Here is a 21,368-nt window from a genome sequence, read left to right on the forward strand (position 1 = left end):
CAGACGGAGCGGCAGAAACGGGCACGGCGGCGGGCACGGCAGGCATGGCGCGACCGTATCGCCCGTATATGTGCCGCTTGCTCCCTATGAGGGACTGTTCTCTCTAAATCGTCCTTAGTCTCACCGGAATGGGCGATTAAAAGAGTGTCACCCAACAATCCTGCAATTCGGGGGGTGTTGCCTGTCCGTATGGACGACATGGACCACCGGCTGCTCTCGGCCCTGCGCGCCCGCGGGAGCGATCCGCGCGTGGCGGCCGCCGCCCGCGCCCTGTCCCACAGCGGTGAGCACGGCGCGCTGTGGCTCGCCCTGGGCCTGACCGGGGCCGCGCTCGACCGCGAGCGGCGCCCCGCCTGGCTGCGCGCCACCGCGCTCACCGCCACCGCGCACCTGGCCAGCATGGGGGTGAAGCGGCTCGTCCGGCGCCCACGGCCCGCGCACGTCACACCGCTCGTACGGACCGCGGGGCGGCACTCCTTCCCCAGCTCGCACGCCACGTCGGCGGTCGCGGCCGCGGTGGCGTACGGCGCGCTGCGGCCCGCGGGCGCCCGGCTGCTCCCGCCGCTGGCCGCCGCGATGTGCGTCTCCCGGCTCGTCGTCGGCGTGCACTACCCGTCGGACGTGGCGGTGGGCGCGGCCCTCGGCGCGGCCACCGCGTGCGCCGGCGTCCCCTGGCTGCGCGGGACCCGCGCCCCGCGCCCGATCGGAGGCCGTCACGATGGCTGACCGCACCACCGCCCTGCTCGCCCCGCCCCGCTCCCCGCAGGCCCCGAGGCCCGGCCCCGGGGGCCTGCCGCTCGGGCTCCTGAAGACCGCGCGGCCCCGCCAGTGGATCAAGAACGTCCTGGTCATCGCGGCCCCGGCGGCCGCGGGAGAGCTGTTCTCGCGCCACGCGCTCGGCCAACTCGCGCTGGTCTTCGCCCTGTTCACGGCCGCCGCGGCGGCCGTCTACCTGATCAACGACGCCCGCGACGCCGACGCCGACCGCGCCCACCCCACCAAGTGCCGCCGCCCCGTCGCGGCCGGGGTGGTCCCGGTGCCCGTCGCGTACGCCGCGGGCGGAGTGCTCGCCGTGGCCGCGCCGCTCGCGGCCGCCGCGCTGTGCACGCCGCTCACGGCCTGCCTGCTCGCCGCGTACGTGGTGATGCAACTCGCGTACTGCGTCAGCCTCAAGCACGTGCTCGTCGTCGACCTCGCCGTCGTCACCACCGGATTCCTGATGCGGGCGATGATCGGCGGGATCGCGCTCGGGATTCCGCTGTCGCGCTGGTTCCTGATCACGACCGGCTTCGGCGCGCTCTTCATGGTCTCCGCCAAGCGGTACTCCGAGGCCGTGCAGATGGCGGGCCGGGCGGGCGCGACCCGGGCGCTCCTCACCGAGTACACCACCGGCTACCTGCGGTTCGTCTGGCAGCTCGCGGCAGGTGTGGCCGTGCTCGCGTACTGCCTGTGGGCCATGGAGAGCGGCACCGCCGCGGGCACCGGCGTGCTGCCGTGGCGGCAGCTGTCCATGGTCGCCTTCATCCTCGCGATCCTGCGCTACGCCGTGTTCGCCGACCGGGGCACGGCGGGCGAGCCCGAGGACGTCGTCCTGCACGACCGCGCGCTCGCCATGATCGGGCTCGGCTGGCTCGCCATGTACGGGCTCGCGGTCGCGGACTGGTGAGGCGCGTGCGCCCCGCGGCGCGCGAGCTGCTGGGCTTCGCCGCCGCGGGGCTCTGCGCGTACGCCGCCGACCTCGGTCTGTTCCTGTGGCTGCGCGGGCCCGGCGGGCTCGACCCGCTGACCGCGAAGGCCCTGTCGTTCGTCGCCGGGTGCACGGTCGCGTACGCGGGCAACGCGCTCGGCACCTACCGCCGGACCGAAGGAGGAGGGGCCTCGCGGCTGCGCCAGTACGCCGTCTTCTGCGCCGTCAACGTCGCGGGCGCCCTCGTCCAGCTCCTGTGCATCGCGGTCTCCCACTACGGCCTCGGGTTGACCTCGCGCCGGGCGGACACGGTATCCGGTGCGGGAATCGGCATGGCACTGGCCACTGTCCTGCGGTTTTGGGGTACCCGGACGTTGGTATTCCGCTCACAGGCCGCGCGGCTCCCGCAAGACACGGGGGCCGCGCGGGCCGCACAGACCGCACCAGGAACGGGGCAGACGACATGGACTGGCTGAAGAAGCTGCCCGGCATCGGGCCGTACGTCGACCGGCTGACGCGCACCCACGCGTGGCGCTCCTACGAACGGCTCGACGAGGTCCACTGGAGCAGGCTCGCCGCCGCCATGACCTTCATCAGCTTCATCGCGCTGTTCCCGCTGATCACGGTGGCGGCGGCCATCGCCGCGGCCACCCTGTCCGCGAAGCAGACGCAGAAGATCGAGGACAAGATCTCCGAGCAGGTCCCCGGCATCTCCGACCAGCTCGACCTGGAGGCGCTCGTCGCGAACGCGGGCACCGTCGGCCTCGTCGCGGGAGCCCTGCTGCTGTTCACCGGCGTCGGCTGGGTCGGCTCGATAAGGGAGTGCCTGCGCGCGGTCTGGCTGCTCGACGACACCGACGAGAACCCGTTCCTGCGCAAGCTCAAGGACCTGGGCGTGCTCGCCGGGCTCGGCGGCGCCGGGCTCGCCTCGCTGATCGCCTCCGCCGTCGCCTCCACCGCCGTGGACTGGACCGCCGACCAGCTCGGCGTCGACAAGGACGGCCCCGGCGGCGTGCTGCTCCAGATCGCCGCGTTCGCGATCGCCGTCCTCGCCGACTTCCTGCTCCTGCTGTACGTCCTCACGCTGCTGCCCGGCGTGCAGCCGCCCCGGCGCGCGCTGATCGTCGCCGCCCTGATCGGCGCGGCCGGGTTCGAGCTCCTGAAGCTGCTGCTCGGCGGCTATGTGAAGGGCGTCGCCGCGAAGAGCATGTACGGCGCCTTCGGCGTGCCCGTCGCGCTGCTGCTGTGGATCAACTTCACCGCGAAGCTGCTCCTCTTCTGCGCCGCCTGGACGGCCGTGCCGAAGAAGCATCGTACGGAGGAACGCACGACGGACAGCGCGGCGCGCGAGGCCGGGGAGACCGTCAGCCCCGGCGCAGCGGCCAGCGACGGTTGAGCAGGAACAGAGCGCCCGCGACCAGGGCGAGCACCCCGGCCGTGATGCCGAGGGCGACGCCCATGCCGCTGGACTTGCCGCCCGAGGCGTGCGCCACGTTCTTCGCGTTCGTGCCGCCGTCGCCCGGGGCGCCCTTGCCCGCGCCGGTGGAGGCACCCTTCGGCGGGACCAGCTCGCCGACCGGCTTCACCTTGTCGTGTGCCGCGAAGCCCCAGTCGAGCAGCCGGGCCGTCTCCTTGTAGACGGCGTGCGGCTCGCCCGACGAGGGGTTCATGACGGTGACGAGCAGCACCTTGCCGTCGCGCTCGGCGACACCCGTGAAGGTGTTGCCCGCGTTGGTCGTCGAGCCGTTCTTGACGCCCGCGATGCCCTTGTACGCCTCGACGCCGTCGGCCCCGGTGAGCAGGCGGTTGGTGTTCTGGATGCCGAAGGACTCGCGCTTCGTCTTGCCCTTGTCCTTGCCCTTCTTCACCTTGACGGTCGCGCCGGGGAACTCCGCGGTGGCCGTCGCGCAGTACTCGCGGAAGTCCTTCTTCTGCAGGCCGGAGCGGGCGAACAGGCTCAGGTCGTACGCGGACGACACCTGGCCCTTCTCGTCGTAGCCGTCCGGCGTGACGACGCGGGTGTCGAGGGCCTGGAGCTCCTCGGCGTGCTTCTGCATGTCCTTCACGGTCTGCGGCACGCCGCCGTTCATCGCGGACAGGACGTGCACCGCGTCGTTGCCGGAGCGCAGGAAGACGCCCAGCCACAGGTCGTGGACCGAGTACGTCTCGTTCTCCTTGATGCCGACCAGGCTGCTGCCCGCGCCGATGCCCTGCATGTCGGTCAGCTCGACCTTGCGCTTCTGGGTCTTCGGGAACTTCGGCAGCACGGTGTCCGCGAACAGCATCTTCAGGGTGCTCGCCGGGGCGAGGCGCCAGTGCGGGTTGTGCGCGGCGAGCACCTCGCCCGACTCCGCGTCCGAGACCATCCAGGAGCGGGCCGACAGGTCCTTGGGCAGCACCGGCGCGCCCGACTGGAGATCCACCTGGGTGCCCGGCTTGCCGAGGCGGGCGCCGCCGACCGTGGACATCTGCGCGGGCGGCTTCGGCTGTTTGTCCTTGTCGCCGCCCGGCTTGCCGTCGGCGAGCGCGGGCGCGGCCGTCGACAGGGACAGCAGGGTCGCGGACGCGATGAGCAGGGCGGTCTTCTTCACAGCAGGCACGGACGAGAACGTACAGGGCGTGGCGGGACCCGTTTCTGCCGAGGTCCGTCCCGCCCGGCGGCCCCCACCCCGAAGGCGGTCCGTGAGGGCGGCTGGTGATACTGAGCGTATGAAGCTCAGCCGCCCCGTCTCCTGGTTCCTGCTCGCCTTCGGCGCGTGGAGCTGGGTCATCTGGATCACTTTCGTCAAGAACCTGTGGAAGGATGGCAGCGGGCTCGCCTTCGACGACGGCCGTCCGACGGCGTACTTCTGGGTGCACCTGACGCTCGCCGTTGTCTCCTTTGTCTTGGGGACGGTGGTCGGGACCATCGGGTTGCGTGGGGTGCGCGCACTGCGCCGAAGCTCATAGCCGTGGGCGTCCTCGGATTCGCCCTGGTCGCCCTGGGTGCGGCCGCCGTCTTCGGCGGCCTCCTCTGGTACGTGTGGCGACGGACGGTGCGCGACACCACGGTCAAGGGCTCGTGGGGCAGACGCCTGGGCACCGTGGCGTTCCTCGCGGGACCCCTGCTGATGTTCGGAGCGCTGGCGGCGGAGCGCGCCGGGGCACCGTTCCTGCTCCAGCAGGTCCTGGCGTGGCCGGGCTTCCTGTGGATGGCGTTCGCGCTGTATCTGCTCCTGGCCCTGCTGGTGGGCGAGCTGGTACGCCCACTCCTGCGACGGTGGGTGGAACGAGCCCGTCCGGCGCTTGAGGACGAGGCGCGAAGCGCCGACGGGGCGGGGAAAGGGGCGCAGCCCCAGCCGACGGGCCCCGGCGGGGACCTGCCCCGCCGCGTCTTCGTGGCCAGAACGGTGGCCGCGGGCGCAGCCACCGTCGCGGCGGCGACCGTGGGCTACGGCACGTACGAGGTACTCCGAGGCCCCCGCGTGAAACGCGTCACCGTCCCGCTGGCCAAGCTGCCGCGCGCGGCGCACGGCTTCCGGATCGCCGTGGTCAGCGACATCCACCTGGGCCCGGTGCTCGGCGAAGGCTTCGCCCGGCGCGTCGTGGACACCGTCAACTCCACCCAGGCCGACCTCATCGCGATCGTCGGCGACCTGGTGGACGGGGACGTCGAGGACCTCGCGGGCGCCGCCCGCCCGCTCGCGGACCTGCGCGCACGCCACGGCGCCTTCTTCGTCACCGGCAACCACGAGTACTTCTCCGGCGCCGAGCAGTGGGTGGAGCACGTCCGCTCGCTCGGCCTGCGCCCCCTGGAGAACGCCCGCACCGAACTGCCGTACTTCGACCTCGCCGGAGTCAACGACGTCCAGGGCGAGGACGAGGGCCAGGGGCCCGACTTCGCCAAGGCGCTCGGCGACCGGGACCGCACGCGGGCCTCCGTGCTCCTCGCCCACCAGCCCGTGGTCATCCACGACGCCGTCGAGCACGGCGTCGACCTCCAGCTCTCCGGCCACACCCACGGCGGCCAGCTCTGGCCCAACAACCTCGTCGCCGACCTCGCCAACCCCACGCTCGCGGGCCTGGAGCGCTACGGCGACACCCAGCTGTACGTGACCCGCGGCGCCGGGGCGTGGGGCCCGCCCGTCAGGGTGGGGGCCCCGTCCGACATCACGGTGGTGGAGCTGGCGTCGCGCAGGGCGTGAGCAGGGCGACCGGCTCCCGCGGCCCCTGTGGGCGCGGCCGCGACGGCGGCGATGGCACGCGCGGCAGGCTGACCAGGACCGTCAGGCCCTCGCCCGGCGCCGTGCGGAGCTGGACGCGGCCGCCGTGGGCCACCACCACGCCCTGCACGATGGCCATGCCGAGCCCGCTGCCCCCGCTGCGGCCCGTGCGGAAGAAGCGGTCGAAGACCCGGGCCGCGTCCTGTTCGCCGAGTCCCGGACCCTCGTCCGCCACGGTCAGGCACACCACGTGGCCCCGCCGCTCCAGGCCGAGCCGCACCGGGGTCTCGGCGGGGGTGTGGGTGCGGACGTTGGCGAGCAGATTGGCGAGGACCTTGCGCAGGCCCTGCTCGTCCGCCCGGACGAGGATCGAGCCGTCCGCGCACACCGTGAGCGGACGGCCCGGGTCCTGCGCCCGCAGATCGTCGGCCGCGTCCCGCACGAGACGGCTCAGGTCGACGGGGCGGAGGCGGAGTTCGGGCTGCTGGTCCAGGCGGGCCAGGGTGAGCAGCTCCTCCACGAGGTGGTTCATACGGTCGGTCTCGGCGTTGACGCGGCACCAGGCGCGACTGCGGTCCTCCGGCGTGGTCAGCATGCCGTTGTCGTAGAGCTGGAGGTAGCCGCGGATCGCGGACAGCGGGGTGCGCAGCTCGTGCGAGGCGTCCGCGACGAACTGCCGCAGCTGGGCCTCGCTGCGCTCGCGGGTCGCGAAGGCCGCCTCGACCTGCTGGAGCATGGAGTTGAGCGCGAGCCGCAGCTGCTCGGTCTCCCGCACCTCGGTCCGGCTGCGGGGTACGCGCCGCTTCAGATCGCCCTCGGCGATCGCGGAGGCCGTCTCGACCATGTCCTCCAGGGGCCGCAGGCGTCGGCTGGCGGACATCATCGTCAGGACGGCGAGCAGCGCGAGCAGCAGCATGCCGAAGGCCAGGTCGAGCCGGAGCGCCTTGCGCACGCTCGCGTGCACGTCCTCCGTGGAGGTGGCGATGACGAGGACCGTGCCGTCGGCGATCCGCATGCCGAGGGCGCGGTAGGAGTCGCCGCCCAGCCGTACGTCGCTGGGCGTCTCCTTGTCCGCGAACTCCTGCGCGTCGCCGACGGCGCGGGCGAGCTGGAGCTGGAGCCGCGTCGAGCCGACGTATCCGAAGTTGACGGGCTTGTCGTCGATGTCGACCGCGACGAACAGCGAGGAGGAGGGCGTCAGTTCGTTCGCCTTGCCGACCTGCTGCGGCAGCTCGATCAGCGACTCCCTGAAGTTGTTGATCTCCTTCAGGTGGTCGAGGGTGACCGGCATCCCGCTGAACGCCGAGCGTGAGCCCTTCAGTTCGGAGTCGACGCTGTTCAGCAGGTAGTGCTTCATGCCCATGATGCTCACGGCGGTCGCGGCCGCTATGCCGAGCGCGAGCAGGACGACGTTCACCAGGGTGAGCTTGGCGCGCAGCGAGTTCCCGAAGAGCCGCCGCGGGCCGGTGTGCGCCCGCTTCCTCATGCCAGCCCGTATCCCACGCCGCGCCGCGTCGTGATCAGCGGTGGCCCCACCTGGTCGAGCTTGCGCCGCAGATAGCTGATGTACGTCTCCACGACCGTCGACTCCGCCGCGTGCTCGATGTGCCAGACGTGGCGCAGGAGTTGCTCCTTGGGCACCACCCGGCCCGCGTTGCGCACCAGGAAGCGCAGCAGGGCGTACTCGGTGGGCGTGAGCTGCACCTCGCGGCCGCCCCTGCGCACCAGGTACGTCGTCTCGTCCAGCTCCAGGTCGCCGTAGCGCAGCGGCGGCCGCTGCGGCAGCACGTCACCGGGCCGGGTGCGGCGGAGCACCGCCCCGATGCGGGCGACGACCTCGTCGATGTGGAACGGCTTGGTGATGTAGTCGTCGGCGAAGCCGAGGGCGCCGACGACCTCCGTCGGCGCGTCGCGGGCGGTGAGGAAGACCAGGGCGAGGTCGGGCCTGCGCGCGCGCAGTTCACGTCCGAGCGCCCGTCCGTCGCCGTCGGGCAGCATCACGTCCAGGAGCGCGCAGTCCGGCCGGGTGCGCTCGGCGAGCGCGAGGGCCTCGCGGACGGAGCCCGCCGTCATCACGTCGAAGCGGTGGAAGCGCAGGGTGAGGCTGAGGACGTCGGCGATGCTCGGCTCGTCCTCCACGACGAGCACGGTGGCGGCGCCCGCCACGGGAGCGGCCTCTGCGACAGATGTTCCCCGGGGTTCCTCGGCGTGGCTCATGTCCCCAGTATCGGGGCGCTCGTTGTACCGGGGGCCGCTCCGTGGTTTGGAGTTGCTTGAGAATCACGGCCTTCGCCGCGCGCACGGTCCGTCCGCCGCTGATGCTGGGGGTCCTTCGCGCGTGTGAAGGGGCCGCGGGGCCGGGCGGCGGCGGACGGCACGGCCCGGCGAAGAGACCGGGCCGTCGGGACGAAGGGGCGTACATCGTGGTCGCATGGGCACGCTGGTGCTACCGGCACCGGCTGGTGGTCCTGGTGCTGTGGGTGACGGCACTGGTCGGTTCGGGGGCCGTCGGCGGCTCCGCGGGCACCGACTACGCGAACGTCTTCTCCGCCCCCGACACGGACTCCACGCGCGCCGGTGACCTGATGGAGAAGGCGTTCCCCCAGCGCAGCGGCGACACGGACACCGTGGTGTGGAAGACCGCGCGGGGCTCGGCGCGGGACGCCGCCGTGCGCGACCGGATCACCCCCGTGCTCGCCGAGATCGCCGGGATGAAGGGCATCGGCGAGGTGGCGGGCCCGTACGCGCCGGGGCCGGAGGCCGCAGCGCGGGTCAGCCGCGACGGGAGCGTCGCGTACGCGCGGATCACCTTCACCGAGCAGGCCAACGAGGTCTCCAAGAGCCTCGTCGAGGACGTCGTCGACACCGCGCGCTCCGCCGCCCGCCCCGGCCTGCGGGTCGAGCTCGGCGGCCAGGCCGTCGCCCGCATCCAGGAGCCGCCCGCGGGCACCGCGGAGGCCGTCGGCATCGCGGCCGCCGCCGTGGTGCTCTTCCTCGCCTTCGGCTCGCTGTTCGCGATGCTCCTGCCGATCCTCACCGCCGTGTTCGCCGTCGGCACCGGGCTGCTCGCCACGATGCTGCTCAGCCACGTCACGGCGGTGCCCGAAGTGGCGCCGCTGCTCGGCACGTTGATCGGGCTCGGCGTCGGCATCGACTACGCCCTGTTCATCGTCACCCGGCACCGCCGGGGCATCCTGCGCGGCCTCACCCCCGAGGAGTCGGCCGCGCAGGCCCTCGACACCTCGGGCCGCGCCGTGCTGTTCGCGGGCGGCACCGTGTGCGTCGCGCTCGCCGGGATGCTCGTGATGAACATGCGCTTCCTCGACGGCGTGGTCATCGCCGCGTCCCTCACCGTCGTCCTCAGCGTGCTCGCCGCCCTCACCCTGCTGCCCGCGATGCTCGGCCTGCTCGGCCCCCGCGTGCTCAGCCGCCGCCAGCGGCGCCGCCTCGCGGCCACCGGGCCCGAACCGGACGAGCCGACCGGCCTCGCGGCACGCTGGGCCGCGGCCGTGGAGCGGCGCCCGCGCACGGTCGCGCTGCTCGCCGTCGCGGTCATGGCGGCCCTGGCGCTGCCGCTCCTCTCCCTGCGCCTCGGCGCCACCGACCAGGGCAACCACCAGGAGTCCAGCACCACCCGACAGGCCTACGACCTGCTCGCCGAGGGCTTCGGGCCGGGCTTCAACGGGCCCCTCCAAGTCGTCGTGGAGAAGGCCGGACCGGCCGCCACCGAGGCCCTGGTGGAGCGCATCCGCGCGACGGACGGCGTGGCGCACGTCGCCCCCGCGACGCCCTCGGCCGACGGCGCGACCGCCGTCATCCAGGTCGTCCCCACCACCTCGCCGCAGTCCGCCGCCACGGACCGCCTGATCGACCGGCTGCGCGCCGACGTACTGCCGCAGGCGGGTGTGGACGCGCACGTCGGCGGCGTGACTGCGGTGTTCAAGGACTTCGCCACGGTCACGGCGGACCGCCTTCCGTACTTCGTGGGCGCCATCGTCGTGCTCGGCTTCCTGCTGCTCCTCGTCGCCTTCCGCTCCCTCGTCGTCCCGCTGACGGCGGCCGTCATGAACCTGGTCGCGGCCGCCGCGTCCTTCGGCGTGCTGGTGGCGGTGTTCCAGTGGGGCTGGGGCGCGGAGGCGCTCGGCATCGCCAAGGAGGGCCCGATCACGGCGTTCCTGCCCGTCGTCATGCTGTCGCTGCTCTTCGGCCTGTCGATGGACTACCAGGTGTTCCTGGTCAGCCGCATGCACGAGGAGTGGGTGCACACCCGGGACAACGCCCGCGCGGTGCGCGTCGGCCTCGCGGAGACCAGCCGGGTCATCAACTGCGCGGCCCTCATCATGATCTGCGTGTTCTCCGCGTTCGTCCTCAGCGGCGACCTGGAGGGCGCGACGGCGGGCATCGGCCTCGCCGCGGCCGTCGCGCTCGACGCGTTCGTGCTGCGCACCGCGCTCGTCCCCGCCGCCATGCAGCTGCTCGGCCGCGCCAACTGGTGGCTCCCGCCCTGGCTCGACCGGCGCCTTCCGCACCTCGCCGTCGAGCCGCGGGACGCCGCGCCCCCGGCGCCCGAGGAGTTGGAGGCGCTGGTGGCGGCCGCCCTCGGCCCGGCAGGCCCCGCGCCGGACCCGCACGCACCGGCCGACGCGTGCGCGTCGCCCGAGGCGTGCGCGGCCCAGGGCGCCTGCGGGGCGGCGGACCCGCTGACGGCCCGCGGCGACTTCTCCCCGTACGACCCCTGCGACGCGGCCTACGCGGCCGACGACGAGCACTACGTCCCCGGCCTGCCCGCCCCGCAGGAGCGCGGTGCGCACGTCGTGCACGGCTTCATCATCACGCCCGACGGCGAGCCCATCCACACCGTGACCATGACCCTGCTGTCCAAGAGCGGCCGCCAGCTCGACCGCGTCTCGTCCCTGGCCGACGGCTCCTACCTCCTCTCGGCCCCCGCCCCCGGCGTCTACCTCCTCGCGGCGACGGCCCCCGGCTACGCCTCGAAGGCCCGCCACATCATGCTCGGCAGCGGCCCCCTGACGTACGACCTGGAACTCCTGGAGGCGGTGGGCACGGGGCCCATGCTGTGAGGCGGGCCCATCGCCGCTGCGCGGCTCGTCCTCACCCGCCGGACGGGCCGGACGCCGGGTCAGGGGCGCCCCCGCGAGGCCACACCACCCCCACCCACACCAGGCCCCACACCGCCACCGCCACCCACAGCAGGACCCGGCCGAGGAGGCGGAGCCCGGGGACGTCCGCCACCGCCCCGGCGGACAGCGCGGCCACCGCGGTCATCCCGAGGGGGAACACCGTCGCCCAGCGCCGCACGTCGTAGCGGAGCCGCACCGCCGCCGCCTCGGCCACGGCAAGGGCCGCGTACCAGGCGAGGGCGAGCCCGAGCAGGACGTAGGTGACGGCCCGCAGCCCCTCGTACCGCGGCACGGCCATGAGCTTGGAGCCCGCGAGCGCCGAGATCGCGAGGGCCCCGCCCGCCACCCACTGGTCACCCGCGCCCCGCCACACCTGCCGCAGGTCGAAGCGCAGGAGCGCCTCCCCGTACAGCAGGAGCCCGAGCACGAAGCAGGCGAGCGCCGCGTCCCCGAGCCAGTCGCCCTCGCCGGCGAGGCACAGCGTGGCGGCGAGGACCGCGAGCCCCTGCGTGGCCACGCACACCAGGAACACCCCGCCGGGCATGCCGCGCCGCCGCCAGTGCCGCACCACCGCGAGCAGCAGCACCGGCCACACCAGGGCCGCGACGAGAAGGAGGGCGAGCGCCGCGCCTTGCCAGTCGAGGAGGGAGAGCCGGGTGCCGAGCACGGTCGTCGCGGCGACGGCCGTGAGCGCGGGCGGGGTGATCGCCGCCGCCGTCCACCGGGCCCGGTCACGCACGAGGAGACCGACGAAGTCCGCGGCGAGCAGCAGCCAGAGCAGCGCCGCGAGGACGAGGAACAGCTTCGAGAGCACCTCGTGGCCCGTCAGGTGCAGGCCCACGGAGATGATGCCGGTCGCCATCACACAGGCCCCGGCGGCCGGAGTGACCTCGTCCCGCCACGCATGTCTCACACCCCTCATGACACCCCGGGGCCACAGCCGTCACCACCTGGCCTAGGCCACCATGCGGAATCCACACCCCCGGCATGGGATGGGGCTGTGACCGCTCCCCCCGAACCCGGCGCCCCGCTGCTGCGGACCGGCAGGTTCCTGCGCCGCGGCGAGGCCTCCGCCGATCTGCACAGCGTCACGATCGGGGGCGGCCGCGAGGCCGACGCCTTCTACCGCGACCGCTGGAGCCACGACAAGGTCGTGCACTCCACGCACGGCGTGAACTGCACCGGCTCCTGCCGCTGGAAGGTGTACGTCAAGGACGGCATCATCACCTGGGAGACCCAGGCCACGGACTATCCGACGGCGGGCCCCGACCGCCCCGAGTACGAGCCGCGCGGCTGCCCCCGGGGCGCCGCGTTCTCCTGGTACACGTACTCGCCGACCCGGGTGCGCTACCCGTACGTCCGGGGCGTGCTCCTCGACCTGTACCGCGAGGCCAAGCAGCGCCTCGGCGACCCCGTCCTCGCCTGGGCGGACGTCCAGGGCGACCCCGAGCGGCGGCGGACGTACCAGCGGGCGCGCGGCAAGGGCGGCCTGGTGCGGGCGGACTGGGACGAGGCGATCGAGATCGTGGCCGCCGCGCACGTCCACGCCATCAAGACGTACGGCCCCGACCGGGTCGCGGGCTTCTCGCCGATCCCCGCCATGTCGATGGTGTCGCACGCGGCGGGCGCCCGCTTCATGTCGCTGATCGGCGCGCCCATGCTGTCCTTCTACGACTGGTACGCGGACCTGCCCGTCGCCTCGCCGCAGGTGTTCGGCGACCAGACGGACGTGCCCGAGTCCGGCGACTGGTGGGACGCGGCCTATCTGGTCATGTGGGGCTCCAACGTGCCGGTGACCCGCACCCCCGACGCCCACTGGATGGCCGAGGCCCGCTACCGCGGCCAGAAGGTCGTGGTCGTCGCGCCCGACTACGCCGACAACGCCAAGTTCGCCGACGAGTGGCTGCACCCGCACCCCGGCACGGACGGCGCGCTCGCCCTGGCCATGGGCCATGTGATCCTGCGCGAGTGCTTCGTCGACCGGACCGTGGAGTTCTTCGACGACTACGTACGGCGCTTCACCGACCTGCCGTTCCTGGTGACGCTGACCGAGCGGCAGGGCGCGTACGTGCCGGGGAAGTTCCTGCGCGCCGCCGACCTCGGCGACACGGGGGAGGGCGCCGACTGGAAGACCGTCGTGCTCGACGGGGCCACCGGCGCGCCCGCCGTCCCGGGCGGCTCCCTCGGCTTCCGCTGGACCGAGTCCGGCAAGGGCCGGTGGAACCTGGACCTCGGCGACATCGAGCCCCGGCTCTCCCTGTACGGCGAGGACGCGCCCGGCGTGGAGGTGCTCCTGCCGCGCTTCGACACCGAGGGCGGGGCGCACGGCCAGGGCCGCGGCGACGTGCTGCGCCGCGGGGTGCCCGCGACGCGGCTCGGCGGCCCCGGGGGCCCGCTGGTCACCACGGTGTTCGACCTGCTCCTCGCCCAGTACGGGGTCGGCCGCGCGGGCCTGCCGGGCGACTGGCCGGACTCGTACGACGACGCCGATGCGCCCGGGACGCCCGCCTGGCAGGAGGCCCACACCTCCGTGCCCGCCGCCCAGTGCACCCGCATCGCCCGGGAGTTCGCGCGCACGGCCGAGAAGTCACGCGGCCGCTGCATGATCCTCATGGGGGCGGGCACCAACCACTGGTTCCACTCGGAGACCATCTACCGCGCCTTCCTCGCCCTGCTCACCCTCACCGGCTGCCAGGGCCGCAACGGCGGCGGCTGGGCGCACTACGTCGGCCAGGAGAAGTGCCGCCCCGCGACCGGCTGGGCCACGCTCGCGGGCGCCGGGGACTGGTCGCGGCCGCCCCGGCAGATGATCGGCGCCGCGTACTGGTTCCTGCACACCGACCAGTGGCGCTACGACCGGTTCACCACCGACGTGCTCGCCTCGCCCCTCGCCGAGGGCCTGCTGCGGGGGATGACGGCCGCGGACTGCCTGGCCCAGTCGGCGCGCACGGGCTGGATGCCGTCGTACCCGACCTTCGACCGCAACCCGCTGGACCTCGGCGACGCCGACGACCCCGTCGCCGCTGCCGTCAGCCAACTGGCCTCCGGCGAGCTGAAGTTCGCCTGCGAGGACCCCGACGCGCCGGAGAACTGGCCGCGCGTGCTCACCCTGTGGCGCGCCAACCTCCTCGGCTCGTCCGCGAAGGGCGCCGAGTACTTCACCAAGCACCTCCTCGGCACCCACTCGTCCCTGACCGCCGAACAGGCCCCGGCCGACGTCCGCCCCCGCGACGTGACCTGGCGCGAGCGGGCGCCCGAGGGCAAGCTCGACCTGCTGGTCTCGCTCGACTTCCGCATGACGTCGTCGACGCTCCTGTCCGACGTCACGCTCCCCGCCGCCACCTGGTACGAGAAGCACGACCTGTCGACCACCGACATGCACCCCTTCGTGCACGCCTTCAGCCCGGCCGTCGATCCGCCGTGGCAGGCCCGCACCGACTTCGACACCTTCCGCGCGCTCGCCGACCGGCTCAGCGAGCTGGCCGCCGGGCACCTGGACACGCGCCGCGACCTGGTCGCCACCGCCCTCCAGCACGACACGCCCGGCGAGACCGCGCAGCCCGGCGGCGTCGCCCTGGACTGGCGGCGCGGCGCGTGCGCGCCCGTGCCCGGCAAGACCCTGCCGAACCTCACCGTCGTCGAGCGCGACTACACCGCGATCGGCGCGAAGTTCGCCGCGCTCGGGCCCCTCGTCGAGCGGCTCGGCCTGCCCGCCAAGGGCATCGCGCTGCGCCCCGACGACGAGGTGGAGGCCCTGCGCGCGCTCAACGGAGTCGTCCGCGAGGGCCCCGCCGCGGGCCGGCCGCGCCTGGACACGGCCGTGAAGGCCGCCAACACCATCCTCGCCCTGTCCGGCACGACCAACGGCCGCCTCGCCACCCAGGGCTTTCGCACCTTGGCGGAGCGCACCGGCCAGGAGATGGCCCACCTGGCCGCCGAGCACGAGGGCAAGCGGATCTCCTACGCCGACACCCAGGCCGCGCCCGTCCCCGTGATCACCTCGCCGGAGTGGTCGGGCAGCGAGGCCGGGGGCCGCCGCTACACGGCCTTCACGCTCAACACCGAGCACCTCAAGCCCTGGCACACCCTCACCGGGCGCCAGCACTTCTTCCTCGACCACGACTGGATCCACGAGCTGGGCGAGGCCCTGCCGGTGTACCGGCCGCCGCTCGACATGCACCGCCTGTTCGGGGAACCGGCCCTCGGACCCGACGGCACCCGCGAGGTGACGGTCCGCTACCTCACCCCGCACAACAAGTGGTCCATCCACTCCGAGTACCAGGACAACCTCTTCATGCTGTCCCTCTCCCGCGGTGGCCAGGTCATCTGGATGTCACCGGCCGACGCGGCGGCGATCGGCGCCGCCGACAACGACTGGATCGAGGCGGTGAACCGCAACGGCGTCGTCGCGGCCCGCGCGATCGTCTCGCACCGCATGCCCGAGGGCACCGTCTACATGCACCACGCCCAGGAGCGCACCGTGGGCGTCCCCCGCACCGAGACCACGGGGCGCCGCGGCGGCATCCACAACTCCCTGACCCGTCTGCTGCTCAAGCCCACCCATCTGATCGGCGGCTACGCACAGCTCTCCTGGGCCTTCAACTACCTGGGCCCGACCGGCAACCAGCGCGACGAGGTGACGGTGCTCCGCCGCCGCGCCGACCAGGAGGTGACGTACGGGCCATGAGAGTGCTCGCCCAGCTCGCGATGGTGATGAACCTCGACAAGTGCATCGGCTGCCACACCTGCTCGGTCACCTGCAAACAGACGTGGACCAACCGCTCCGGCACGGAGTACGTGTGGTTCAACAACGTCGAGACCCGCCCGGGGCAGGGCTATCCGCGCCGCTACGAGGACCAGGAGAAGTGGCGCGGCGGCTGGGAGCTGAACCGCCGGGGCGCGCTGCGCCTGAAGGCGGGCGGCCGCTTCAAGAAGCTCGCGACGATCTTCTCCAACCCGGTCCTGCCCCAGCTCAAGGACTACTACGAGCCCTGGTCCTACGACTACAAGAACCTCACCGACGCCCCCCTCGGCGAGGACTACCCGGTGGCCGAGCCCCGCTCCCTCATCACCGGCAAGCCCATGAAGATCGAGTGGAGCGCGAACTGGGACGACAACCTGGGCGGCGGCCCCGCGCACGCCGGGGCCGACCCGATGGTGGAGCGCGTCCGCCAACAGGCCGAGCAGAAGGTGAAGTTCGCCTTCGAGGAGGCCTTCATGTTCTACCTCCCGCGGATCTGCGAGCACTGCCTCAACCCGGCGTGCGTGGCCTCCTGCCCTTCCGGCGCGATGTACAAGCGCACCGAGGACGGCATCGTCCTCGTCGACCAGGACCGCTGCCGGGGCTGGCGCATGTGCGTCACCGGCTGCCCGTACAAGAAGGTCTACTTCAACCACCGCACCGGCAAGGCCGAGAAGTGCACCTTCTGCTACCCCCGCACGGAGGTCGGCCTGCCCACGGTCTGCTCCGAGACCTGCGTGGGCCGCCTGCGCTACCTCGGCGTGCTCCTGTACGACGCCGACAAGGTGACGGCGGCCGCTTCGGTGCCCGACGAACAGGCCCTGTACGAGGCCCAGCTGGAGGTCTTCCTCGACCCGGAGGACCCCGGGGTGCGCCGGGCCGCCGCGCGCGACGGCGTCCCGCACGACTGGATCGAGGCGGCCCGCAACTCGCCCACGTACGCGCTGATCAGCAAGTACAAGGTGGCTCTTCCGCTGCATCCGGAGTACCGCACGCTGCCCATGGTCTGGTACGTGCCGCCGCTCTCGCCGGTCGTGGACGCCCTCGCGGAGACCGGCTTCGACGGCGAGGACCCGGACCACCTCTTCGGCGCGATCGACAGCCTGCGCATCCCGCTGGAGTACCTGGCGGAGCTGTTCACGGCCGGGGACGTCGCCCCCGTGCGCGCGGCCCTCGAACGCCTCGCGGCGATGCGGTCGTACATGCGGGCCGTCAACCTCGGCGACCCGCCGGACGCGGCGCCCGCGGAGCGGACCGGCATGACCGCGGCGGACGTCGAGGACATGTACCGCCTCCTGGCGATCGCCAAGTACGAGGAGCGGTACGTCATCCCGACGGCGGCCGTCGGCGACGCCCGGCGCCTGGAGGAGTCGGCCGTCCCCGACGCGTGCAGCCTGGACGGGGCGGGCGGCCCCGGTATGCACGCCGCCCCGGGGCCGTTCGGCGACGACTCCGGGACGCACCGGGGCCTGCCGCTGGTCACCCTGGAGAACTTCCACGCCGCGCGCCGCCGCCAGACCGCCGACGACCCCGAGGAGACCACCCCGTGACCGGCCACGCGCTCCTCTACCAGGCGGCGGCGCACTGCCTCGCCTACCCGGACGACGTCTTCTGGGGCCACGTCCCCGAACTCCGCGCGGCGGCATCGCCGTTGAGGCCGTTCCTCGACCACGCGGAGGCGGCGGGCCCCCGTCCGCTCGCCGAACATTACGTCAGGGTCTTCGACTTCAAAAACCGCCACAGCCTGTATCTGAGCTGGTGGCTGGACGGCGACACGCGCCGCCGCGGCGCCTCCCTGGTGGCCTTCAAGCAGACCTACCGGGCCCACGGCCTGGAGCTCACCGGCACGGAACTGCCGGACTTCCTCCCGGCCGTCCTGGAGTTCACCGCCCGCACGGGCCACCGGGAGCTGCTCCTCGCCCACCGTGCGGGCCTGGAACTCCTGCGCCTGTCCCTGACCGAGCACGGCACGCCGTACGCGGGCGTCCTCGACGCCGTGTGCGCGACCCTGCCGGGCCCCACCCCCCGGGACAAGGCGGCGGCCCGCGCCCTGGCCCGCACGGGCCCGCCCCACGAAACCGTCGGAGCCTCGTGATGCGCACGTTTCTCTGGGGAGCCCTGCCGTACGCGGCCCTCGTCCTCCTGGTCGCGGGCACCGCCTGGCGCTACCGCTACGACAAGTTCGGCTGGACCACCCGCTCGTCCCAGATCTACGAGTCCCGGCTCCTCAACATCGCGTCCCCCGCCTTCCACTACGGCATCCTCTTCGTGCTCGTGGGCCACCTCATGGGCCTGTTCGTCCCGGCGTCCTGGACGGACGCGGTCGGCCTGAAGGAGCACGCGTACCACCTGCTGTCCCTTTTCGGCGGCACGGCGGCGGGGGTCCTCGCGGTGGCCGGGATCGCCCTGCTCCTCTACCGCAGGCGCACGAACGCGCCCGTCTTCCGGGCGACGACCCGCAACGACAAGCTCATGTACGCGGTGCTGCTCGCCGCGATCATCATGGGCATGTGGGCCAAGCTCACGAACTCCTCGGTGAGCGAGGGCTACGACTACCGCGAGACCATCGCCCCCTGGGCCCGCAGCCTCTTCACCCTCCGGCCGGACGTCGACGCCATGGCGGGCGTCCCCCTGACCTTCCAGATCCACGCGGTCATCGGCATGACCCTGATCGCCCTGGTGCCCTTCACCCGCCTGGTCCACATGTTCAGCGCACCGGTGCAGTACCTGTTCCGGCCGTACGTGGTGTACCGCAGCCGCGCCACGGACGCAGTGGGCACGCGGAAGGAGCGGCGGGGGTGGGAGCGGGTGGATTCGTAGCGCGGCTGGTGCTTGCCAGGGGCGCTGAGCACATGCAGGCGCTGGTGCTTGCGGTCGACGATGACGTACACAGGGATCTCGGCGATGGCGCAGGCGGCGACTTTGACACGCAGGTCGTTCTGGTAGTTGTTCGAAGTGACTTCGAGCACCATGCGGAAGACAGCGGGGTCGTAGCAAATGAGTGAGGGCCCCGCCCCCGGTGCGGTACCGGGAAGCGGGGCCCTCACTGCGGGCCGAGCCAGAGGCTCAGAAGCGGCGCGTGATCAGGGCGCGCTTCACTTCCTGGATCGCCTTCGTGACCTCGATGCCACGCGGGCAGGCGTCCGTGCAGTTGAACGTGGTGCGGCAGCGCCACACGCCGTCCTTGTCGTTCAGGATCTCCAGGCGCTGCTCGCCCGCTTCGTCACGGCTGTCGAAGATGAAGCGGTGCGCGTTCACGATCGCGGCCGGGCCGAAGTACTGGCCGTCGTTCCAGAACACCGGGCACGAGGACGTGCAGGCGGCGCAGAGGATGCACTTCGTCGTGTCGTCGAAGCGCTCGCGGTCCTCGGCGGACTGCAGACGCTCGCGCGTCGGCTCGTTGCCCTTGGTGACCAGGAAGGGCATCACGTCGCGGTAGGCCTGGAAGAACGGCTCCATGTCCACGACGAGGTCCTTCAGGACCGTCAGGCCCTTGATGGGCTCGACCGTGATCGGCTTGGCCGGGTTGATGTCCTTGATCAGGGTCTTGCAGGCCAGACGGTTCTTGCCGTTGATCCGCATGGCGTCCGAGCCGCAGATGCCGTGCGCGCAGGAGCGGCGGAACGTCAGCGTGCCGTCCAGATCCCACTTGATCTTGTGCAGGCCGTCGAGGACGCGCTCCTTGGGGTCGATCTCCAGCTGGAAGTCTTCCCAGGTCGCCTCCGCCGAGACCTCCGGGTTGAAGCGGCGGATCCGGAAGGTGACGGTGATGAGGTGGGACGAGGCCGCGGCGTCCGCCTCGACCTTGTCCATCGTCGGGGTTGCCATCAGTACTTACGCTCCATCGGCTGGTAGCGGGTCTGGACGACCGGCTTGTAGTCGAGGCGGATCGAGTCCTTGCCGTCGTCGGCGACCTCGCGGTACGCCATGGTGTGGCGCATGAAGTTGACGTCGTCGCGGTTGGGGTAGTCCTCGCGGTAGTGACCGCCGCGGGACTCCTTGCGGGCGAGGGCCGAGACCGCCATGACCTCGGCGAGGTCGAGCAGGTTGCCCAGCTCGATGGCCTCCAGGAGGTCGGTGTTGAAGCGCTTGCCCTTGTCCTGGACCGAGACGTTCTTGTAGCGCTCGCGCAGCTCGGCGATCTTCTCGACGGCCGTCTTGATGGTCTGCTCCGTGCGGAACACCATCACGTTGGCGTCCATCGTCTCCTGGAGCTCCTTGCGGATCTCCGCGACCCGCTCGGTGCCCCGGGAGTCGCGCAGCTGCTCGACCAGGTCGGCCACGAGCTCCGCCGGGTTCTCCGGCAGCTCCACGAAGTCGGCCTTCGCGGCGTACTCCGCGGCGGCGATGCCCGCGCGGCGCCCGAAGACGTTGATGTCGAGCAGCGAGTTGGTGCCCAGGCGGTTGGCGCCGTGCACCGACACGCAGGCGACCTCGCCCGCCGCGTACAGACCCGGGACGACGGTGGTGTTGTCCGAGAGGACCTCGCCCTCGACGTTGGTCGGGATGCCGCCCATGGCGTAGTGCGCGGTCGGCTGGATCGGGATCGGGTCCGTGTACGGCTCGATGCCGAGGTAGGTGCGCGCGAACTCCGTGATGTCCGGGAGCTTGGCGTCGAGCTGCTCCGGCGGGAGGTGCGTGAGGTCGAGGTAGACGTGGTCGCCCTCGGGACCGCAGCCGCGGCCCTCGCGGATCTCCGTGTAGATGGAGCGCGAGACGACGTCACGGGACGCGAGGTCCTTCATGACCGGCGCGTACTTCTCCATGAAGCGCTCGCCGTCCTTGTTGCGGAGGATGCCGCCCTCACCGCGGGCGCCCTCCGTGAGCAGGATGCCCATGCGCCAGATGCCGGTCGGGTGGAACTGGAAGAACTCCATGTCCTCCAGCGGCAGCCCGCGCCGGTAGCAGGCCGCCTGGCCGTCACCGGTGAGGGTGTGCGCGTTCGAGGTCACCTTGAAGAACTTGCCGGTGCCGCCCGAGGCGTAGATGACGGCCTTCGCCTGGAAGACGTGGATCTCGCCGGTGGCCAGCTCGTACGCGACGACGCCCGCGCTCTTCTTGACGCCGTCCTCCTCCACGATGAGCTGGTCGAGGACGTAGAACTCGTTGAAGAACTCCACACCCTCCTTGACGCAGTTCTGGTAGAGGGTCTGGAGGATCATGTGGCCGGTGCGGTCCGCGGCGTAGCAGGACCGGCGCACCGGCGCCTCGCCGTGGTTGCGGGAGTGACCGCCGAAGCGGCGCTGGTCGATGGTGCCGTCCGGGGTGCGGTTGAACGGCAGGCCCATCTTCTCCAGGTCGAGGACCGCGTCGATGGCCTCCTTCGCCAGGATCTCGGCGGCGTCCTGGTCGACCAGGTAGTCACCGCCCTTGATCGTGTCGAAGGTGTGCCACTCCCAGTTGTCCTCCTCCACGTTGGCGAGCGCGGCGGCCATGCCGCCCTGCGCCGCACCGGTGTGGGAGCGGGTGGGGTAGAGCTTGGTGAGCACGGCGGTGCGGCTGCGCTTCGTCGCCTCGATGGCGGCGCGCATGCCGGCGCCGCCCGCGCCGACGATGACGGTGTCGTACTTGTGAATCTTCACTGGGGTCGCCTCGGC

17 protein-coding genes and 1 pseudogene are annotated in these 21,368 nt (G+C 72.4%); 11 read left to right on the forward strand and 7 right to left on the reverse strand.

Annotated elements, in window-relative coordinates:
* Positions 1–189 precede the first annotated feature (189 nt).
* From MQV74_RS25465 to MQV74_RS25480, 4 genes are read left to right on the forward strand one after another with little or no spacing between them, the layout of a single operon-like run.
* Positions 190–726, forward strand: a complete 537-nt coding sequence (locus tag MQV74_RS25465) for a phosphatase PAP2 family protein (protein ID WP_242721537.1) — start codon at positions 190–192, stop codon at positions 724–726.
* On the forward strand, positions 719–1,666 hold the full coding sequence (locus MQV74_RS25470) for a decaprenyl-phosphate phosphoribosyltransferase (RefSeq protein ID WP_242721540.1): 948 nt from the start codon (positions 719–721) through the stop codon (positions 1,664–1,666). Before MQV74_RS25465 ends, MQV74_RS25470 begins: the two co-directional genes overlap by 8 nt.
* Entirely contained in the window at positions 1,663–2,163 is a 501-nt protein-coding gene (locus MQV74_RS25475) for a GtrA family protein (protein ID WP_242721543.1), read from the forward strand. Before MQV74_RS25470 ends, MQV74_RS25475 begins: the two co-directional genes overlap by 4 nt.
* On the forward strand, positions 2,151–3,083 hold the full coding sequence (locus tag MQV74_RS25480) for a YihY/virulence factor BrkB family protein (protein ID WP_242721544.1): 933 nt from the start codon (positions 2,151–2,153) through the stop codon (positions 3,081–3,083). Before MQV74_RS25475 ends, MQV74_RS25480 begins: the two co-directional genes overlap by 13 nt.
* On the opposite strand, the gene MQV74_RS25485 is transcribed toward MQV74_RS25480, so the two are convergent.
* On the reverse strand, positions 3,052–4,287 hold the full coding sequence (locus tag MQV74_RS25485; RefSeq protein ID WP_374120685.1) for a D-alanyl-D-alanine carboxypeptidase family protein: 1,236 nt from the start codon (positions 4,285–4,287) through the stop codon (positions 3,052–3,054). The two genes, MQV74_RS25480 and MQV74_RS25485, sit on opposite strands and share 32 nt — an antisense overlap.
* A gap of 109 nt (positions 4,288–4,396) precedes the next feature.
* Between MQV74_RS25485 and MQV74_RS25490 the strand changes: the two genes are divergently transcribed.
* On the forward strand, positions 4,397–4,636 hold the full coding sequence (locus MQV74_RS25490) for an SCO4848 family membrane protein (RefSeq protein WP_138961436.1): 240 nt from the start codon (positions 4,397–4,399) through the stop codon (positions 4,634–4,636).
* Between the two features lie 2 nt (positions 4,637–4,638).
* Entirely contained in the window at positions 4,639–5,871 is a 1,233-nt protein-coding gene (locus tag MQV74_RS25495; protein ID WP_242721550.1) for a metallophosphoesterase, read from the forward strand.
* On the opposite strand, the gene MQV74_RS25500 is transcribed toward MQV74_RS25495, so the two are convergent.
* Positions 5,837–7,375, reverse strand: coding sequence for a sensor histidine kinase (locus tag MQV74_RS25500; RefSeq protein ID WP_242721553.1), 1,539 nt, complete (start codon positions 7,373–7,375; stop codon positions 5,837–5,839). The two genes, MQV74_RS25495 and MQV74_RS25500, sit on opposite strands and share 35 nt — an antisense overlap.
* Positions 7,372–8,037: a response regulator transcription factor gene (locus tag MQV74_RS25505; protein ID WP_242729118.1), complete on the reverse strand. Its 666-nt coding sequence runs from the start codon at positions 8,035–8,037 to the stop codon at positions 7,372–7,374. Before MQV74_RS25505 ends, MQV74_RS25500 begins: the two co-directional genes overlap by 4 nt.
* 275 nt (positions 8,038–8,312) lie before the next feature.
* On the opposite strand from MQV74_RS25505, the gene MQV74_RS25510 reads away from it, so the two are divergent.
* A complete protein-coding gene (locus tag MQV74_RS25510) occupies positions 8,313–10,970 on the forward strand; it encodes an MMPL family transporter (RefSeq protein ID WP_242721557.1) in 2,658 nt (885 codons plus the stop codon).
* 31 nt (positions 10,971–11,001) lie between these two features.
* Here MQV74_RS25510 and MQV74_RS25515 read toward each other — a convergent pair whose 3' ends face one another.
* Positions 11,002–11,952, reverse strand: coding sequence for a tellurite resistance/C4-dicarboxylate transporter family protein (locus tag MQV74_RS25515; RefSeq protein WP_278194216.1), 951 nt, complete (start codon positions 11,950–11,952; stop codon positions 11,002–11,004).
* Between the two features lie 78 nt (positions 11,953–12,030).
* On the opposite strand from MQV74_RS25515, the gene MQV74_RS25520 reads away from it, so the two are divergent.
* The 4 genes from MQV74_RS25520 to narI are packed head-to-tail and all read left to right on the forward strand — an operon-like array spanning position 12,031 to position 18,591.
* Positions 12,031–15,717, forward strand: a complete 3,687-nt coding sequence (locus tag MQV74_RS25520) for a nitrate reductase subunit alpha (RefSeq protein WP_242721560.1) — start codon at positions 12,031–12,033, stop codon at positions 15,715–15,717.
* Entirely contained in the window at positions 15,714–17,321 is a 1,608-nt protein-coding gene (narH, locus tag MQV74_RS25525) for a nitrate reductase subunit beta (protein ID WP_242721563.1), read from the forward strand. The genes MQV74_RS25520 and narH overlap by 4 nt, the downstream gene beginning before the upstream one ends.
* The gene (narJ, locus tag MQV74_RS25530) at positions 17,318–17,866 is read left to right on the forward strand and encodes a nitrate reductase molybdenum cofactor assembly chaperone (protein WP_242721579.1); all 549 of its coding nucleotides are present in this window, start codon (positions 17,318–17,320) and stop codon (positions 17,864–17,866) included. Before narH ends, narJ begins: the two co-directional genes overlap by 4 nt.
* On the forward strand, positions 17,866–18,591 hold the full coding sequence (narI, locus tag MQV74_RS25535; protein ID WP_242721582.1) for a respiratory nitrate reductase subunit gamma: 726 nt from the start codon (positions 17,866–17,868) through the stop codon (positions 18,589–18,591). The genes narJ and narI overlap by 1 nt, the downstream gene beginning before the upstream one ends.
* 17 nt (positions 18,592–18,608) lie before the next feature.
* Here narI and MQV74_RS25540 read toward each other — a convergent pair.
* From MQV74_RS25540 to sdhA, 3 genes and pseudogenes are all read right to left on the reverse strand, one after another.
* Positions 18,609–18,767 (reverse strand): annotated as a pseudogene (locus MQV74_RS25540) (Uma2 family endonuclease); the annotation flags it as partial.
* A gap of 70 nt (positions 18,768–18,837) precedes the next feature.
* Positions 18,838–19,599: a succinate dehydrogenase iron-sulfur subunit gene (locus MQV74_RS25545; RefSeq protein WP_138961441.1), complete on the reverse strand. Its 762-nt coding sequence runs from the start codon at positions 19,597–19,599 to the stop codon at positions 18,838–18,840.
* Positions 19,599–21,353, reverse strand: coding sequence for a succinate dehydrogenase flavoprotein subunit (gene sdhA / locus MQV74_RS25550; protein WP_242721585.1), 1,755 nt, complete (start codon positions 21,351–21,353; stop codon positions 19,599–19,601). Before sdhA ends, MQV74_RS25545 begins: the two co-directional genes overlap by 1 nt.
* Between the last annotated feature and the right edge of the window lie 15 nt (positions 21,354–21,368).

Origin of the sequence: Streptomyces sp. AN091965 (genome assembly GCF_022698285.1) — a bacterium.
Classification (GTDB): Bacteria; Actinomycetota; Actinomycetes; order Streptomycetales; family Streptomycetaceae; genus Streptomyces.